The sequence below is a fragment of the Streptomyces sp. CHD11 genome (genome assembly GCF_018638295.1).
Taxonomy (GTDB): domain Bacteria; phylum Actinomycetota; class Actinomycetes; order Streptomycetales; family Streptomycetaceae; genus Streptomyces.
The window spans coordinates 1-15,241 of the sequence record NZ_JABTTS010000018.1 but is presented as its reverse complement, the minus strand read 5'-3'; the positions used below and the strand labels follow the sequence as shown (position 1 = coordinate 15,241).

16 protein-coding genes, 1 tRNA gene and 1 riboswitch are annotated in these 15,241 nt (G+C 70.0%); of the genes, 12 read left to right on the top strand and 5 right to left on the bottom strand.

Translation table 11 applies throughout. From position 1 onward, the window contains the following. The first annotated feature begins 242 nt into the window (after nucleotides 1-242). Complete coding sequence (locus HTV45_RS19165; protein WP_215207035.1) at nucleotides 243-992, top strand: MBL fold metallo-hydrolase; 750 nt, start codon at nucleotides 243-245, stop codon at nucleotides 990-992. A 91-nt stretch (nucleotides 993-1,083) separates the two neighbouring features. Here the strand turns inward: HTV45_RS19165 and HTV45_RS19160 are convergent, their stop codons facing one another. Together HTV45_RS19160 and HTV45_RS19155 are read right to left on the bottom strand one after the other, a co-directional pair. Beyond that, entirely contained in the window at nucleotides 1,084-2,346 is a 1,263-nt protein-coding gene (locus HTV45_RS19160) for a PTS transporter subunit EIIC (RefSeq protein WP_215207034.1), read from the bottom strand. A gap of 278 nt (nucleotides 2,347-2,624) precedes the next feature. Beyond that, nucleotides 2,625-3,938 carry a PTS transporter subunit EIIC gene (locus HTV45_RS19155; RefSeq protein WP_215207111.1) on the bottom strand — a complete coding sequence of 438 codons (1,314 nt, stop codon included), beginning with the start codon at nucleotides 3,936-3,938 and terminating at the stop codon, nucleotides 2,625-2,627. A 197-nt stretch (nucleotides 3,939-4,135) separates the two neighbouring features. On the opposite strand from HTV45_RS19155, the gene HTV45_RS19150 reads away from it, so the two are divergent. The 4 genes from HTV45_RS19150 (at nucleotide 4,136) to rdgB (ending at nucleotide 6,382) form a co-directional block, all read left to right on the top strand. Further along, entirely contained in the window at nucleotides 4,136-4,369 is a 234-nt protein-coding gene (locus tag HTV45_RS19150; protein WP_215207033.1) for a glucose PTS transporter subunit EIIB, read from the top strand. Between the two features lie 94 nt (nucleotides 4,370-4,463). Then, entirely contained in the window at nucleotides 4,464-5,201 is a 738-nt protein-coding gene (rph, locus tag HTV45_RS19145; RefSeq protein WP_215207032.1) for a ribonuclease PH, read from the top strand. A 142-nt stretch (nucleotides 5,202-5,343) separates the two neighbouring features. After that, complete coding sequence (locus tag HTV45_RS19140; RefSeq protein ID WP_215207031.1) at nucleotides 5,344-5,742, top strand: hypothetical protein; 399 nt, start codon at nucleotides 5,344-5,346, stop codon at nucleotides 5,740-5,742. A 37-nt stretch (nucleotides 5,743-5,779) separates the two neighbouring features. Next, nucleotides 5,780-6,382, top strand: a complete 603-nt coding sequence (gene rdgB / locus HTV45_RS19135) for an RdgB/HAM1 family non-canonical purine NTP pyrophosphatase (protein ID WP_215207030.1) — start codon at nucleotides 5,780-5,782, stop codon at nucleotides 6,380-6,382. Nucleotides 6,383-6,427: 45 nt separating this feature from the next. Here the strand turns inward: rdgB and HTV45_RS19130 are convergent. Next, nucleotides 6,428-6,513 (bottom strand) — tRNA-Leu (locus HTV45_RS19130). A gap of 269 nt (nucleotides 6,514-6,782) precedes the next feature. Further along, nucleotides 6,783-7,250 (bottom strand): thioredoxin-dependent thiol peroxidase, encoded by a 468-nt coding sequence (bcp, locus tag HTV45_RS19125; protein WP_103540966.1) that lies wholly within the window; start codon nucleotides 7,248-7,250, stop codon nucleotides 6,783-6,785. 140 nt (nucleotides 7,251-7,390) lie between these two features. Between bcp and HTV45_RS19120 the strand changes: the two genes are divergently transcribed. The 3 genes from HTV45_RS19120 to HTV45_RS19110 all read left to right on the top strand — a co-directional run bounded on the left by HTV45_RS19120 (nucleotide 7,391) and on the right by HTV45_RS19110 (nucleotide 8,606). Then, nucleotides 7,391-7,720 carry a DUF3618 domain-containing protein gene (locus HTV45_RS19120; RefSeq protein WP_215207110.1) on the top strand — a complete coding sequence of 110 codons (330 nt, stop codon included), beginning with the start codon at nucleotides 7,391-7,393 and terminating at the stop codon, nucleotides 7,718-7,720. Between the two features lie 45 nt (nucleotides 7,721-7,765). Beyond that, nucleotides 7,766-8,122 carry a co-chaperone GroES gene (locus HTV45_RS19115; protein WP_215207029.1) on the top strand — a complete coding sequence of 119 codons (357 nt, stop codon included), beginning with the start codon at nucleotides 7,766-7,768 and terminating at the stop codon, nucleotides 8,120-8,122. Between the two features lie 66 nt (nucleotides 8,123-8,188). Then, nucleotides 8,189-8,249, top strand: a riboswitch (guanidine-III (ykkC-III) riboswitch). Between the two features lie 36 nt (nucleotides 8,250-8,285). Further along, nucleotides 8,286-8,606 carry a multidrug efflux SMR transporter gene (locus HTV45_RS19110; RefSeq protein WP_215207028.1) on the top strand — a complete coding sequence of 107 codons (321 nt, stop codon included), beginning with the start codon at nucleotides 8,286-8,288 and terminating at the stop codon, nucleotides 8,604-8,606. Between the two features lie 15 nt (nucleotides 8,607-8,621). Here the strand turns inward: HTV45_RS19110 and HTV45_RS19105 are convergent, their stop codons facing one another. Beyond that, on the bottom strand, nucleotides 8,622-11,147 hold the full coding sequence (locus HTV45_RS19105; RefSeq protein ID WP_215207027.1) for a transglycosylase domain-containing protein: 2,526 nt from the start codon (nucleotides 11,145-11,147) through the stop codon (nucleotides 8,622-8,624). Nucleotides 11,148-11,422: 275 nt separating this feature from the next. On the opposite strand from HTV45_RS19105, the gene HTV45_RS19100 reads away from it, so the two are divergent. The 4 genes from HTV45_RS19100 (at nucleotide 11,423) to HTV45_RS19085 (ending at nucleotide 14,993) form a co-directional block, all read left to right on the top strand. After that, nucleotides 11,423-12,223, top strand: a complete 801-nt coding sequence (locus HTV45_RS19100; RefSeq protein ID WP_215207108.1) for an ABC-2 family transporter protein — start codon at nucleotides 11,423-11,425, stop codon at nucleotides 12,221-12,223. An 82-nt stretch (nucleotides 12,224-12,305) separates the two neighbouring features. Then, complete coding sequence (locus HTV45_RS19095; RefSeq protein ID WP_215207109.1) at nucleotides 12,306-13,070, top strand: ABC transporter permease; 765 nt, start codon at nucleotides 12,306-12,308, stop codon at nucleotides 13,068-13,070. Nucleotides 13,071-13,077: 7 nt separating this feature from the next. Further along, nucleotides 13,078-14,097, top strand: coding sequence for an ATP-binding cassette domain-containing protein (locus tag HTV45_RS19090; RefSeq protein ID WP_251692404.1), 1,020 nt, complete (start codon nucleotides 13,078-13,080; stop codon nucleotides 14,095-14,097). Nucleotides 14,098-14,207: 110 nt separating this feature from the next. Further along, nucleotides 14,208-14,993: a DUF1707 domain-containing protein gene (locus tag HTV45_RS19085; protein WP_215207026.1), complete on the top strand. Its 786-nt coding sequence runs from the start codon at nucleotides 14,208-14,210 to the stop codon at nucleotides 14,991-14,993. Nucleotides 14,994-15,241: the final 248 nt, after the last annotated feature.

Genomic DNA, 15,241 nt, shown 5'->3' with positions numbered 1-15,241 from the left:
AGTACCACCGCGGCGAGCGCGAGCCACCAAGCCGTGTCCATGCCCAGACCGTACCGGCGCGAGCCACCACCGCGCGCCCCTCCCGTCCCGGCGTGCGCCGCATCCAGCCGAACCGGTGACAGCACAGGTGAGTTCGCCCACAACGGCCCCTGGCGGAGGAGCGACCACAGGTTTCGCGCCTTACGCTCGACGAACCGCACGACCCCCGTCTCCCCACCCCCGCCAGCGGAGGTTTCTGCTTCATGAAGCTCACCGTCGTCGGCTGCTCGGGGTCGTTCCCGTCCGCGGAATCGGCCTGCTCGAGCTACCTCGTCGAGGCCGACGGCTTCCGGCTGCTCCTCGACATGGGCAACGGCGCCCTGGGCGAGCTGCAGCGCCACTGCGGTCTCTACGACCTCGACGCGATCTTCCTCAGCCATCTGCACGCCGACCACTGCATCGACATGTGCGGCTACTTCGTCGCGCGGTACTACCGGCACGACGGCCGCTGCGACCCCCTTCCCGTCTACGGGCCCGAGGGCACCGAGCACCGGCTGACCACCGCCTACGCGGACACCCCCTCGGCCTCCTCCATGAGCGAGGTCTTCGACTTCCACACGGTCAAGCCGTCCACCTTCGAGATCGGCCCGTTCCTCGTCCACACCGAGCGCGTCGCGCACCCGGTCGAGGCGTACGGCATCCGCATCGAGCACGGCGGGCGGACACTGACCTACTCCGGCGACACGGGAGTCAGCCCCGCCCTCGACGACCTCGCCCGCGACGCCGACCTCTTCCTGTGCGAGGCCGCCTTCACGCACGGCAAGGAGAACATCCCCGATCTGCACCTCAACGGCCGCGAGGCGGGTGAGACGGCGGCCCGCGCGGGCGCCCGCCGCCTGATCCTCACCCACATCCCCCCGTGGACCGACCCGCAGATCAACCTCACCGACGCCCGCGGCGTCTACGCCGGCCCGGTGGGACTGGCGGCGCCGGGGACGACGTACGAGATCTGACGTCCCCGCGCGGTTCCACGCCCGGCAGCAACGCCGAATGCCCCCGACCGCTCAGCGGTCGGGGGCATTCGGCGTTCCGTGCGGTCAGGTCCTACTTGGCCTCGGCCTTCGCCATCTCGGCCAGCTCCTCGTCCGACTCCCGACCGGGGGTCGGAAGGTTGAACTTGGTGATCGCGAAGCGGAAGACCACGTAGTAGACCGCCGCGAAGCAGAGGCCGACCAGGGCCAGGCCCCATGGGTTGGTCGCGATGCCGAGGTTCAGGCCGAAGTCGACCGCGCCGGCCGAGAAGCCGAAGCCGTCCCTCATCCCCAGCGCCCAGGTCAGCGCCATCGAGACACCGGTGAGCACCGCGTGGATCGCGTACAGGACCGGTGCGATGAACATGAAGGTGAACTCGATGGGCTCCGTGACACCGGTGACGAACGAGGTCAGCGCCAGGGAGAACATCATGCCGCCGACGACCTTGCGGCGCTCGGGGCGGGCGCAGTGCACGATGGCCAGGCAGGCGGCGGGCAGCGCGAACATCATGATCGGGAAGAAGCCGGTCATGAACTGGCCGGCGCTCGGGTCACCGGCGAGGAAGCGGGCGATGTCACCGCTCTTGCCCTCGTACTCGCCCGCCTGGAACCAGGGGAAGGAGTTCAGCAGGTGGTGCATGCCGACCGGGATCAGGGCACGGTTGGCGACACCGAAGATGCCCGCGCCCACGGCGCCGGAGCCGACCAGCCACTCACCGAAGTTGTGCAGACCCGTGCCGAGCACCGGCCAGATGTAGCCGAAGACGATGCCGATGAACAGACCGGCGAACGCCGACAGGATCGGGACCAGGCGGCGGCCGCCGAAGAAGCCCGCCCAGTCGGGCAGCTTGGTGCGGTAGAAGCGCTGGTAGAGCAGGGCGACGACCAGGCCCATGACCACACCGCCGAGCACCTTGGCGTCCACCGCCTGCTCGACCATCACGATCTTGCCGTCGACGATGGCCTCCTCCTTCGGCAGGCTGCCGTCGGTGAAGGTGCCGAGGACCTCCCTGAAGACCAGGTAGCCGACCACGGCCGCGAGCGCCGTCGAGCCGTCCGACTTCTTCGCGAAGCCGATCGCGATGCCCACGGCGAACAGCAGCGCCATGTTGTCGAGGATCGCGTTGCCGCCGGCCGCCATGAAGCCGGCGATCTTGGTGATGAAGCCGGGGAACGATTCGCGCCCCAGCATGTCCGTGTTCCCGAGGCGCACGAGAAGGGCGGCCGCGGGCAGCACCGCGACCGGCAGCATGAGGCTGCGGCCGATACGCTGCAGGACGGCCATCGCCCCGGCGCCCTTCTTCTTCTCGGCGGTTGCCGTGCTCGCCGTGGTCATCGTCTTCCTCCAGTGGGCAAGGCGCCGCCAGGGACAGAAGAGGACGGCGGCGTCCCGGGACGCGCGGCGGGAAGCCCGTGCGCGTGGTCTACACCACTGAGTGGTGTAGACCAGTTGTAACACGATGAAGGCCGCATAAGGAACCCTCGGATCCAGCGACCACAGCGCTACGCACCGTGCCTGCCCGGCACCGCGAAACGGAATCCTCTCCGGGCGCACCGAAAAGCCCCCGGACCGTACGGTCCGAGGACTTGAACAGCCGCCGCCGGCCTAGGAGATCACGCCTTCGTCGCGTCCTCCACCTCCTCCTCCGGCTCCCGCCCCGGAGTCTTCAGATCGAACCTGGTGATCGCGAAACGGAAGATCACGTAGTACAGCAGCGCGAAGCACAGCCCGATCGGGATGATCGCCCACGGTCGCGTCGCCAGGTTCCAGTTGATGACGTAGTCGATCAGCCCCGCCGAGAAACTGAACCCGTCGTGCACCCCCAGCGCCCACGTCACCGCCATCGACACACCCGTCAGCACCGCGTGCACCGCGAACAGCAACGGCGCGATGAACAGGAACGAGTACTCGATCGGCTCGGTGATCCCCGTGACGAACGACGTCAGCGCCACCGACAGCATCAGACCGCCGACCTCCTTGCGCCGGTCCGGCCTCGCACAGTGCGTGATCGCCAGCGCCGCCGCGGGCAACGCGAACATCATGATCGGGAAGAACCCCGACAGGAACTGCCCCGCGTCCGGATCACCCGCCAGGAACATGTTGATGTCACCGTGCACCACCGTCCCGTCCGGCTTCGTGTACGAACCGAACTGGAACCAGATGGGCACGTTCAGGAACTGATGCAGCCCCACCACCAGCAACGCCCGGTTCGCGATACCGAACACACCCGCACCCCACGCGCCCAGCCCCGTCATCCAGTCACTGAAACTCTCCAGCGCGTCACCGATCGGCGGCCACACCCACAGACACAGCGCCGCGAACACGATCGCCGCGAACGCCATGATGATCGGCACCAGCCGCCGGCCGTTGAAGAACCCCAGCCAGTCCACCAGCTTCGTCCGGTGGAACCGCTGCCAGAAATACGCCGCCATCAGCCCGATCACGATGCCGCCGAACACACCCGGATTCTGGAAGGTGAACGCGGTCACCGTCCCCGACCCGTCCGTCAACCGGCACCCGACCTGCGGCACCGCCTCCGAACCCTCCGGACAGTCCTCCGGGAACTGGCGCAGCACATTGAAGTAGACGAGGAACCCCGCCACCGCCGCCAGCGCCGTCGAACCGTCCGCCTTCTTCGCCATCCCGATGGCCACACCCACACAGAACAGCAGCGGCAGCCCCAGCGAACCGTCCAGCAGGGCGCCACCCGCGCCCATCATCACCTTCGAGACGTTCGTCCAGCCCAGCCCGTCGTCCCCGAACACATCCGGCTGCCCCAGCCGGTTCAGGATCCCCGCAGCGGGCAGCACCGCGATCGGCAGCTGCAGACTCCGCCCCATCTTCTGCAGACCCTGGAACAACCGATTCCATCGCTCCCGGGCGGAAGTCACCGTAGGCTCGGCACTGGCAGGACTGCCGGCACTCATCCGGCCCCCTTCCCTGGGATACGGACACGACGGGCATGACGCGTTTGGCGGCAGTCCACCCGGTGGTGTAGACCAGTCAGGGCAGGACGGTTCCGCTGTCGTGACGCCATCCTTCGGCACCCACGACACGACCGCTCGCAAAGATGGGCCAACTGTGGGTTACTGCGACAAAGCGGTTCGGATCAGGGAGAACGAGCATGGCCACCAAGGCTGAGAAGATCGTCGCCGGACTCGGCGGCATCGACAACATCGACGAGATCGAAGGCTGCATCACCCGCCTCCGCACCGAAGTCGTGGACCCCTCCAAGATCGACGAAGCCGCCCTCAAGGCCGCCGGCGCACACGGCGTCGTCAAGATGGGCAGCGCGATCCAGGTCGTCATCGGCACCGACGCCGACCCCATCGCCGCCGAAATCGAAGACATGATGTAGAACCACCGCGAAAAGCCACACACGCACCACACGAACGGGGCTCCTACCCACCGCGGAAGGGGCCCCTCCCGCACGTACGGCTAGGCTCACCGCCATGTCTCGAATCGACGGCCGCACCCCCGAACAGCTCCGCCCCGTCACCATCGAACGCGGCTGGAGCAAGCACGCCGAAGGATCCGTCCTCGTCTCCTTCGGCGACACCAAAGTCCTCTGCAACGCCTCCGTCACCGAAGGCGTCCCCCGCTGGCGCAAGGGCAGCGGCGAGGGCTGGGTCACCGCCGAATACTCGATGCTGCCGCGCGCCACCAACACCCGCGGCGACCGCGAATCCGTCCGCGGCCGCATCGGCGGCCGCACCCACGAGATCAGCCGCCTCATCGGCCGCTCCCTGCGCGCCGTCATCGACTACAAAGCCCTCGGCGAGAACACCGTCGTCCTCGACTGCGACGTCCTCCAGGCCGACGGCGGCACCCGCACCGCCGCCATCACCGGCGCCTACGTCGCCCTCGCCGACGCCATCACCTGGGCCAGGACCAAGAAGCTCGTCAAGGCCGGCCGCCAGCCCCTCACCGGCACCGTCAGCGCCGTATCCGTCGGCATCGTGGCCGGCGTCCCCCTCCTCGACCTCCGCTACGAGGAGGACGTCAAGGCCGACACCGACATGAACGTCGTCTGCACCGGTGACGGCCGCTTCGTCGAAGTCCAGGGCACCGCCGAGGCCGCACCCTTCGCACGCGACGAACTGAACGCCCTCCTCGACCTCGCCGTCACCGGCTGCACCGAACTCGCCACCGCACAGCACGCCGCCCTTGGTACGGTCCTCGAAAAGTAAAAGACAGACCAAGGACCGTGGCCGACGCGGAGCAACCGCGCCGGCCACCCCCGCGTCTGAACGGATACGGGCGCACGGCTCAACACCGGGCGCCCGGCAGACGATCCGGGCCGCACCGGCCCGACGAGGGAGGGACCGATCCATGGCCGCGAGCCGCCGACGCCGCACCACAGCCGTCGCCGCAACCCTGGCGGCCGTCGCGCTGACCGCCGGACTCACCACCGGCTGCGCGGCCGTCGACAAGGCACTGGACTGCGTCCAGACCGCCGACGCCATCGCCGACAGCGTCACCGACATGCAGCAGGCCGTCGAGAGCGCGGGCAACGACGTCACCCAGCTCGAGGAGTCCCTCGACTCCATCGACAAGAACCTCGACGAGATCGGCGGCAAGACCGACAACGCCGACGTCTCCAAGGCCGTCGACGACCTCGGCAAGGCCGTCGACAACGTCCGCACCTCCGTCGAGAACGGCGACGCCACCCCCGACGTCAGCCCCATCACCGACGCAGCCGGCGAACTCACCAAGGTCTGCACCCCGTAACGGACGAGCGCCCCATGGGCCCGGACATACTGGGCCCATGACCCGCCTGATCCTCGCCACCCGCAACGCCGGAAAAATCACCGAACTCCGGGCGATCCTCGCCGACGCGGGCCTGCCCCACGACCTCGTCGGCGCCGACGCCTACCCCGACATCCCCGACGTCAGGGAAACCGGCGTCACCTTCGCCGAGAACGCCCTGCTGAAGGCCCACGCCCTCGCCCGGGCCACCGGCCTGCCCGCCGTCGCCGACGACTCCGGCCTCTGCGTCGACGTCCTGAACGGCGCCCCCGGCATCTTCTCCGCCCGCTGGGCGGGCACCCACGGCGACGACCGGGCCAACCTGGACCTGCTCCTGGCCCAGCTCTCCGACATCGACGACGCCCACCGGGGCGCCCGCTTCACCTGCGCGGCAGCCCTCGCGACCCCGGACGGCACGGAGCGGGTCGTCGAGGGCCACCTGAACGGCACCCTGCGCCACACCCCGGCCGGCACCGGCGGCTTCGGCTACGACCCGATCCTCCAGCCGGAGGGCGAGACCCGCACCTGCGCCGAACTGACCCCGGCCGAGAAGAACGCGATCAGCCACCGCGGCAAGGCCTTCCGGGCACTGGTACCGGCGGTGCGGGAGCTGCTGGGCTGAGTAATGGCTGAGGGGCCACCCTGTCGACGGGTGGCCCCTTCTTCGTGCGGCCGGTGGGATTCGAACCCACACGGGCTTTCGCCCAAGGGCACCTAAAACCCTCGCGTGCTGCCTGATTTCGCCACGGCCGCTCAACACGGTCATCACGCCTGACCGGCGACGCTCAGTGTACGGGGGAATCGGGTCACCTCGGGAGGGCCGCCCTCGCCTTCTGGCGACACCACGTCTCTGTCAGCGCGTGGCAGTTGGGGCCCAAGTGCCGCAGGTTCTCCTCGGTCCCCTACCACCCGTTCGTGGCGTTGTACGGAGTTACGAACCGGATATCGGACGGTTGCGTACGGAAAGCGGAACGGCTCGTACCGGTGAGTCGGTACGAGCCGTTCCAGGGGGGTCGGGCACGTCAGATGCCCAGGTCCTTGATGATCTTGGCTACGTGGCCCGTCGCGCGGACGTTGTAGAAGGCGTGTTCCACCTTGCCCTCTTCGTCGACGACGATCGTGGAGCGGATGACGCCCATGTAGGTCTTGCCGTAGTTCTTCTTCTCGCCGAAGGCGGCGTAGGCGTCGAGGACCTTCTTGTCCTGGTCGGCGAGGAGGGTGATCTTCAACGACTCCTTCTCGCGGAACTTCGCCAGCTTCTCGGGCTTGTCCGGTGAGATGCCGATGACGTCGTAGCCGGCGCCGGCCAGCAGCTCGAGGTTGTCGGTGAAGTCGCAGGCCTGCTTGGTGCAGCCGGGGGTGAGGGCGGCCGGGTAGAAGTAGACGATGACCTTGCGGCCCTTGTGGTCGGCCAGGGACACCTCGTTGCCGTCGGCGTCGGGCAGGGTGAACGCGGGGGCCGCGTCTCCGGGCTGGAGGCGTTCGCTCATCGAATCTGGTCTCCTCGTACGTACGCGCGGGGTGGATCGGGTGCCGGGATCGAGGGTAACCGGGGGTCCTGACAGTGCGTGGCGACGTGGAGCTGACAGACTGTCCGGCACAGGTATCAGTGAGTATCGGAGGCGGCACGGTGGCGGACACGGCGGACACCAGGACCCCGGCGCAGATCGAGGCGGACATCGAGCGCCGTCGCGCGGTGCTGGCCGAGACGCTGGACGAGATCGGTGTGCGGGCGCACCCGAAGACGATCATGGGGGACGCGAAGGCCAAGGTCGTGTCCAACGTGGACCACACGCTGGGGCGTGCGTATGTGCGCGTCAACGGTGTGGTGAGTGAGGTGAAGGGGCAGTTCGTGGACGCGGAGGGTTCGCCGCGGCTGGAGCGGGTGGTGCCGGTGGCGGTGCTCGCGGTCGGGGTCGTGGGGCTGCTGGCCCTGGGGTCCTGGCGGCGCCGGCGCTGACCCCTCCCGCGTACGCGCGGGGCGAAGGCAGGTAGGTTGCAGGACGTGAGCGCCAAAAGACTCGAGCAGGGTTCCCAGGACGACAAGCTGCCCATCCGGATGCTGCACGACCGCGTGCTGGTGCGGCAGGACACGAGTGAGGGCGAGCGGCGTTCCGGGGGCGGCATTCTGATTCCCGCGACGGCGGCGGTGGGCCGTCGGCTGGCCTGGGCCGAGGTGGTCGCGGTGGGGCAGAACGTGCGGACGGTGGAGCCGGGTGACCGGGTGTTGTACGACCCGGAGGACCGTGCGGAGGTCGAGGTGCGCGGGACCGCGTATGTGCTGATGCGGGAGCGTGATCTGCACGCGGTGGCCGCGGACCGTTTCGAGGGTTCCGAGGACTCGACCGGCTTGTACCTGTAGTTCTGAGGGCGGTAGGGGCTGGTGACCATGGTCATCAGCCCCTTCCGTCGTTGTGGGCTACGGTGGAGGGACCCACTGGGCCCCGACGAGACGCGCCGTACCGGGGTGAAGGCAAAGACGACGCACCCCCGTTTCGGTTTCTCGTGTCCCGGAGGTGCCTGTCGTGGCGTGGGTTCTGCTGGTGGTCGCCGGTCTGCTGGAGGTCGGCTGGGCGGTCGGTCTGAAGTACACCGAGGGGTTCACGCGGCTGGTGCCCAGCCTGCTGACCGGTGCCGGGATCGTCTCCAGCATGCTGCTGCTGTCGTACGCGGCCCGTACGCTGCCGATCGGTACGGCGTACGGCGTGTGGGTGGGGATCGGCGCGGCCGGTGCGGCGGTGCTGGGGATGGTGGTGCTGGGCGAGCCGGTGACGGCCGCCCGGATCTTCTTCATCAGTCTGCTGGTGATCGCGGTGGTGGGGCTGAGGGCGACCTCGGGGCATTGACGGCCGGGCTCGTGCTCACCAGATCCGGCGGGCGGGCTGGGTGATCGTGCCGGTCAGGCTGCCGGGGCGGCGGGTGCGGTCGTCTCCGTTGAAGTCGTCTCCGCTGCCGCCGCCGGAGCCGGAGCCGGAGCCGGAGCCGGAGCCGGATTCGGAGCCGGGGCCGTCCGGGGAGCCGTCGCCGGTGCCGGTTTCGCCGCCGGTCGTCGCGCCTTCGCCGCCGGTGGTCCCCCCGGTCGCGCCGCCCTCGCTGCCGCCGTCGGCCGGTGTGTTACCGGTCGGTGCGCCGGTGTCGTCGGGGGTGCGGCTGCCGGTGTCCTCGTCGCCCGGTGCGTCGGAGCCGCCGCCGGTGGGGTCGCCGGAGGAGGAGGGGCCGGTGCTGGAGTCGGCGGGCGGCGGCTGGGATGCGAAGGCGTCGGGCTGGAGGCGGAGGTTGAAGGCCTGTACGGGGTCGCCTTCGAGGGCGTCGTGGGTGTACTGGCCCCAGATCTCGGCGGGTGCGCCGCCGCCGTTGACGCGGGGCAGGCCCATGGCGCCGTAGAGGGACTTGTGTCCTGCGGTGACGGGGTCCTGGCCCATGACGGCGACGACGGTGGCGAGGTCGGGGGTGTAGCCGGCGAACCAGGCGGCGGTGTCCTCCTCCGCGGTGCCGGTCTTGCCGGCGGCGGGGCGGCCGGAGGTCTGGGCGGCGGTGGCGGTGCCGTTCTCGACGACGCCGCGCAGGACGGCGGTGGTGGTGTCGGCGGCGTTGCGGCTGACGGCCTGGCGGGTGCGGCGTTCGGGGAGGGCGATGGTCTTCGAGCCGTGGGTGACTTCCTCGACCATGGTGTAGGCGCCGTGTTTGCCGTGGTTGGCGAGGGTGGCGTAGGCCTCGGCCATGTCGAGGACGCTGGCGGTGGCGACGCCGAGGGCGATGGAGGGGCCGGCGTCGTCGAGGCTGGGGGTGTCCTTGGACAGGCCCAGGGCGATGGCGGTCCTGCGGACGTTGTCGGGGCCGACGTCGACGGCCATCTGCGCGTACACGGCGTTGACGGACTTGTCGGTGGCTTCGCGCACGGTGATGTCGCCGTAGTCGCGGTGGTCCTCGTTCTCGGGGGCGTAGCGGTCGCCGGGCCAGCCCTGGACGGGGCGTTCGCTGGTGCCGTCGTAGCGGGTGGTGGGGGTGATGCGGCGGCCGTCCTGGGTGCGGGACCTGTTCTCGACGGCGGAGGTGAAGACGAAGGGCTTGAAGGCGGAGCCGACCTGGAAGTCCCGGCGGGTGGCGTTCGGGGTGTACTGCTTGACGTAGTCGATGCCGTTGTACAGGGCGACGACCTTGCCGGTCTTGGGGTCGACCGAGGCGCCGCCGGCGCGGACGTAGGTGTCGACCTCGCGGTTCTCCGGGTCGAGCCGGTCCATGAGGTTGTCGTTGACGGCGTCGACGAAGGCGTCCTGCTTGTCCTTGTGCAGGGTGGTGGTGATGCGGTAGCCGCCGGTGTCGAGGGATGCCTCGTCGACGATGTCGTTGTCGGTGAGGTACTTCTTGACGATGTTGACGATGTAGCCGCGCTGGCCGGACATGCCGGTGGAGTGGGTGGTCTCCTTGGGGGTGGGGAATTTCATGCCGGCGCGTTCGCTCTCGCTGAGCCAGCCTTCGTCGACCATGCCGTCGAGGACGTAGTTCCAGCGGTTCTCGACGCTTCGCCGGTTCTCCGGGTGGGTGATGACGTCGTACTGGCTGGGGGCGTTGAGCAGGGAGGCGAGGTAGGCGGCGCGTCCGGCGTCGAGTTCGGAGGCGTCCATGTCGTAGTAGGCGTGGGCGGCGGCCTGGATCCCGTAGGCGCCGCGGCCGAAGAAGCTGGTGTTGAGGTAGCCCTCGAGGATGTCGTCCTTGCTCTGTTCGCGGTCGAGTTTGATGCTGATGAAGAACTCCTTCACCTTGCGGGTGACGGTCTGTTCCTGGCGGAGGTAGTAGTTCTTCACGTACTGCTGGGTGATCGTGGAGCCGGACTGTTTGCCTTTGCCGGTGGCGGTGTTCCAGGCGGCGCGGATCATGGCCTGGGGGTCGACGGCGGACTCGGTGTAGAAGTCGCGGTCCTCGGCGGCGAGGATGGCGTGCTGGGCGTCCTCGGAGATCTGGGGGAGGGTGATGTTCTCCCGGTTGATCTCGCCGTCGCGGGCGATGACGGTGCCGTCGGCGTAGAGGTAGACGTTGGCCTGCTGGGTGGCGAGGGCGTTGGCGGCGGGGATCTGTACCAGGTGGTAGCCGAGGAGGAAGCCGCCGACGAGGACGAGGCCGGTGCCGAGGAAGGTGCCGAGCACCATGCGCCGGGTGGGGACCAGCCGGCGCCATCCGGTGCGTGGGGGCCTGCCGCCGGCCCTGCCTCCCGTCCTGCCCCGTGCGGGGCTGCCGGTCCTGCTGCCCGCTCCGGCTCCCGCGGTGCTGTCCGCCCGGCCTGCGGCCTTGCCTCCCGCCGTGCCTCCGGGGGCGGCGGCCGCCTGGGGCTTTCCGGGTGCCCGGCCCTTCCGGGGCTGCTGCGGCTGCGGCTGCGGCTCGTCGCTCATGTCGTGCACGGACTCCTGTTTCGCCTCGTTCGTACCCGTACGCCGGGTGCGTTCCCCTTATTCAAGACTGTCCCATCCGGTCGTGCGTCCCGCGGTTGCGGCGCGCGTCGCGCACACTTGCGGCTTCTCACACGTTCGGCCCTGCCGGGTGCTGCCACGCGCCGGACGGCGGCGGGTAATCGCGTGGCAGGGGGAGGGGCCCGCGCACTAGGCTCCTGCGCTTCGGTGCCGGACGCGGGAGTGAGGGAGTGGGTGTGGGCTCGTGGCGGGTCGGCGTGGGCTCGTGGCGGGTGTACCCGGCTGTGGTGGCGGGGGGTTTCCGGCGGTATGCGACGTACCGGGCGGCGACCGCGGCGGGGGTGTTCACCAACACCGTGTTCGGGCTGATCCTGGTCTACACGTATCTCGCGCTGTGGGAGGCCCGGCCGGGTCTCGGCGGGTACGACCAGGCGCAGGCGGTCACGTATGTGTGGCTGGCGCAGGCGTTGTTCGCGATGCTGGCGGTCCAGGGCGGCGGGTTCGAGATCGAGCTGATGGAACGCGTCCGTACGGGTGAGATCGCGGTGGATCTGTACCGGCCGGTCGATCTGCAGCTGTGGTGGCTGGCGAACGATATGGGGCGGGCGGTTTTCCAGCTGCTGGGGCGGGGTGTGGTCCCGTTCCTCTTCGGGGCGCTGTTCTTCCCGACGGCGTTGCCGGGGGAGTTCGCCGTGTGGGCGGCGTTCGGGGTGTCGCTCCTGCTGGCGCTGCTGGTCAGTTTCGCGATCCGTTATCTGTTCGCGCTGAGTGTGTTCTGGCTGCTGGACGGCCAGGGCGTGGGGCAGGCCCTGATGGTCACGGGTGCCTTCTGCTCGGGTATGACGCTGCCGCTGAACGCGTTTCCTGGCGCCCTGGGCGAGGTGGTGCGGGTGCTGCCGTGGGCGGCGCAGCTCCAGGTGCCGGCGGATGTGCTGATGGGGGAGACGGCCGCGCCGGGGGCGTTCGCGTTCCAGGCGGCGTGGGCGGTGGCGCTGCTGGCGGCGGGCCGGCTGGTGCAGTCGGCGGCGACACGGCGGGTGGTGGTGCAGGGTGGCTGAGGTGCGGGTGCGGGAGGTGTCCGCGGTGCGGGGGCGCTTCCGGGCGGTGGAGGGGCTGCGGGCGTACCGGCTGATCGCCGGGATGTGGATCCGGTCCACGCTGACCTACCGTGCCTCCTTCGCGCTGACGGTGTGCGGCAATCTGCTGCTGACGGGGCTGGACTTCGTGGCGATCCTGCTGATGTTCGCGCACGTCGACGCGCTCGGCGGGTGGACGCTGCCGGAGGTGGCGCTGCTGTACGGGCTGTCCGGGACGGCGTTCGGAGCCGCCCAGCTGGCGTTCGGGTCGGTGGCGTCGCTGGGGGGCAGGGTCCGTGACGGCTCGCTCGACACGCTGCTGGTGCGTCCGGTGCCGGTGCTCGCGCAGGTCGCCGCGGACCGTTTCGCGCTGCGCCGGCTGGGCCGGGGTGTGCAGGGGGCGGCGGTGCTGGGCTGGGCGCTGGCGGCCGTGGACGTCGACTGGGGCGTGGTGAAGGTGCTGCTGGTGCCGGTGACGGTGGTCTGCGGTGCGGTGATCTTCGGTTCGCTGTTCGTGGCGGGCGGTGCCTTCCAGTTCGTCGCGCAGGACGCGGCCGAGGTGCAGAACGCGTTCACGTACGGCGGTACCACGCTGTTGCAGTATCCGCCGACGGTGTTCGGCCGGGATCTGGTGCGGGGGGTGACGTTCGTGCTGCCGCTCGCCTTCGTCAACTGGGTGCCGGCGGCGTATCTGTTGGGGCGTCCGTATCCGCTGGGGCTGCCGGCGGGGGCGGCGTTCGCGGCGCCGCTGGTGGCGGTGGGGTGCGCGGCGGCGGCCGGGGCGGCGTGGCGGGCGGGCCTGAGGTCGTATCGGAGCACGGGGAGTTAGGGCGGTCATGACGGACGACGGGTTCATCGAGCTGGACGGTGTCGAGAAGGTTTTCGAGGTGCGCCGGAGGACCGGCTTCATGAGGCGGGAGCGGCGGAGCGTGCGGGCCGTGGACTCGCTCTCGTTCACGGTGGCGCGCGGGGAGATGGTCGGCTACATCGGCCCCAACGGCGCGGGCAAGTCGACGACGATCAAGATGCTCACCGGGATCCTCGCCCCCAGCGCCGGCCGGCTGCGGGTGGCGGGGATCGACCCCTCGCGGGAGCGGACCCGGCTCGCGCACCGCATGGGGGTGGTGTTCGGGCAGCGTACGACGCTGTGGTGGGACCTGCCGCTCATCGACTCGTACCGGCTGATGCACCGTATGTACCGCATCCCGGACGCGAGGTACCGCGAGAACCTGGACCGTCTGGTCGAACTCCTCGGTCTCTCCGACCTGCTGGACGTCCCGGTGCGTCAGCTGTCGCTCGGCCAGCGGATGCGCGGCGACATCGTGGCGGCCCTGCTGCACGATCCGGAGGTGCTGTACCTCGACGAGCCGACGATCGGTCTGGACGTGATGTCCAAGGCCAGGGTGCGGGAGTTCCTGCGGCAGCTGAACGCCGAGCGTGCCACGACGGTGCTGCTGACGACGCACGACCTCCAGGACATCGAGCAGTTGTGCTCGCGGGTGATGGTGATCGACCAGGGCCGGCTGGTGTACGACGGTGCGCTCGCCGGACTGCACGAGGTGGGGGAGAGCGAGCGGATCCTGGTCGTCGACCTGGAGCGGGAGCTCCCGCCGATCGAGGCACCGGCTCCCGCGCGGGTGGTACGGGTGGAGGGCCCGCGGCAGTGGCTGGCGTTCCCGGCCTCGGAGTCGGCTGCGGGCCTGGTGGCGCGCGTCGCGGCGGAGTACCCGATGGTCGACCTCTCGGTACGCGAACCGGACATCGAGACGGTCATCGCGAAGATGCTCACCACCCCGGCAGACCCCCCGCCGTCCCCGCACTCCCCACAAGACCCGGCGGACCACGCTGTTCCGTAGTTTGTGGCCGGTGGCCCGGAGCCGCCCGTGGTCGGTAACCCCTCCCGCGCCGCTCCTCTCTCCGTGTCCCTCGTAGCCGTGTGACGGAGGCGAATCGTAGGCTGATGTGTATGACCGACGACGCAGCCGTACCGGACCTTCGCGCCTCCGACGCCGACCGTGAACGGGTCGCCGACATCCTGCGGGACGCCCTCGCGGAGGGCCGTCTCGACATGGAGGAGTTCGGGGAGCGGCTGGACGCCACGTACAGCGCGCGGACGTACGGGGAACTGGCGCCTATCACCCGGGATCTGCCGGACCGGGGCTCACCGGGCGTGGCCGCCGTCTCCCTGACGAAGGACCTGGAGCCGGGGAACGACTGGGGGAACCGGATCGTCGGCGACAGCGACAGTGAAGCGGGTACGTCGACGTGGGCCGTCGCCGTGATGTCGGGCTTTCAGCGCAAGGGCCACTGGACCGCCCCGCGCCGCTTCAACTGCTTCGCCTTCTGGGGCGGCGGGGAGATCGATCTGCGCGAGGCGTACTTCGCGGACCGCGAGATCGTGATCAACGCGGTCGCGATCATGGGCGGTGTGGATGTCATCGTCCCGCCCGGTGTCGAGGTCGTCGTCCGCGGCATCGGCATCATGGGCGGCTTCGACCACAGCGAGGAGGGCGTACCGCGCGAGCCCGGTGCGCCCAGAGTGATCGTCACGGGCCTGGCCTTCTGGGGCGGCGTGGGCGTCCAGCGCAAGCTCCCCCGCGCGGAGAAGCAGCGCCTGCGCGAGGAGCGCCGCCGCGAAAAACTGGAACGCAAGGGGGAACGCCGCCGAGGTCTGACGGCCCCCCTCCACGACCCCCTGAACCTCCACACCTCCCGCGAGCGGCACGAACCCCACCCCCGCGAAGACCGCTGATCCCACCCCGCCCTCGCCAGCCCGCCCTTCCCGTCCAGTCCGTCCGGCCAGCCCCGCCGTCCTGCCCTTCCGGTCCAGCCCTTCCGTCCGGTCCTGCAGTCCAGCCCTGCCGTCCAGTCCGTCCGGCCAGCCCCGCCGTCCTGCCCTTCCGTTCCAGCGCCTCCGCCCCGCCGTCCCGCTCCCGTCGTCCCAGCCCCTCCGGCGTTTGAGGAGCGGGGTCCGGGGCAGCGCCCCGGGGGCGGGGCGGG

What these genes read in the sequence shown, in the direction of transcription:
- HTV45_RS19165 (WP_215207035.1), top strand. Translation starts at nt 243, where the DNA reads ATGAAGCTCACCGTCGTCGGCTGCTCGGGGTCGTTCCCGTCCGCGGAA.
- HTV45_RS19160 (WP_215207034.1), bottom strand. Translation starts at nt 2,346, where the DNA reads ATGACCACGGCGAGCACGGCAACCGCCGAGAAGAAGAAGGGCGCCGGG.
- HTV45_RS19155 (WP_215207111.1), bottom strand. Translation starts at nt 3,938, where the DNA reads ATGAGTGCCGGCAGTCCTGCCAGTGCCGAGCCTACGGTGACTTCCGCC.
- HTV45_RS19150 (WP_215207033.1), top strand. Translation starts at nt 4,136, where the DNA reads ATGGCCACCAAGGCTGAGAAGATCGTCGCCGGACTCGGCGGCATCGAC.
- rph (WP_215207032.1), top strand. Translation starts at nt 4,464, where the DNA reads ATGTCTCGAATCGACGGCCGCACCCCCGAACAGCTCCGCCCCGTCACC.
- HTV45_RS19140 (WP_215207031.1), top strand. Translation starts at nt 5,344, where the DNA reads ATGGCCGCGAGCCGCCGACGCCGCACCACAGCCGTCGCCGCAACCCTG.
- rdgB (WP_215207030.1), top strand. Translation starts at nt 5,780, where the DNA reads ATGACCCGCCTGATCCTCGCCACCCGCAACGCCGGAAAAATCACCGAA.
- bcp (WP_103540966.1), bottom strand. Translation starts at nt 7,250, where the DNA reads ATGAGCGAACGCCTCCAGCCCGGAGACGCGGCCCCCGCGTTCACCCTG.
- HTV45_RS19105 (WP_215207027.1), bottom strand. Translation starts at nt 11,147, where the DNA reads ATGAGCGACGAGCCGCAGCCGCAGCCGCAGCAGCCCCGGAAGGGCCGG.
- HTV45_RS19095 (WP_215207109.1), top strand. Translation starts at nt 12,306, where the DNA reads ATGTGGATCCGGTCCACGCTGACCTACCGTGCCTCCTTCGCGCTGACG.
- HTV45_RS19090 (WP_251692404.1), top strand. Translation starts at nt 13,078, where the DNA reads ATGACGGACGACGGGTTCATCGAGCTGGACGGTGTCGAGAAGGTTTTC.
- HTV45_RS19085 (WP_215207026.1), top strand. Translation starts at nt 14,208, where the DNA reads ATGACCGACGACGCAGCCGTACCGGACCTTCGCGCCTCCGACGCCGAC.